The organism is Vibrio sp. ZF57, assembly GCF_001691235.1.
Classification (GTDB): Bacteria; Pseudomonadota; Gammaproteobacteria; order Enterobacterales; family Vibrionaceae; genus Vibrio; species Vibrio crassostreae_C.
On sequence record NZ_MAKD01000120.1, the window covers coordinates 1 to 357 of the forward strand.

Sequence of the window (357 nt, forward strand, 5' to 3'; positions counted from 1 at the left end):
CGACAACCTAACGGTTGAAGGTGTGACCTACGATGGCGGCGACGGTATCTTGACCGACAACGGCAACGGGACTTACACCTTTGCGCCGAATGAAAACTTCAATGGCGACGTAAACTTCGGTTTTGATGTGTCTGACGGCACCGATACGGTGTCAGCAAACATCGACGTAAGCGTAACTGCCGTAGATGATGCGCCTGTGTCTGGTGACCTAGCGTACTCAATCGACGAAGACGGTTCGATTCGTCTAAGCCAAGAGCAGCTTCTATCGCAAGCTTCTGACGTAGAAGGCGATGACCTAACAGCTAGCAGCCTAACGGTTGACGGTGATGCAACAGTCGTTGCTAATGATGACGGCAG

General features: G+C 52.1%; 1 protein-coding gene. It reads left to right on the forward strand.

Annotated features, from left to right (window positions below):
• A partial coding sequence (locus tag A6D97_RS19070) for a cadherin-like domain-containing protein (protein ID WP_139074328.1) occupies positions 1 to 357 on the forward strand: 357 nt, incomplete at both ends.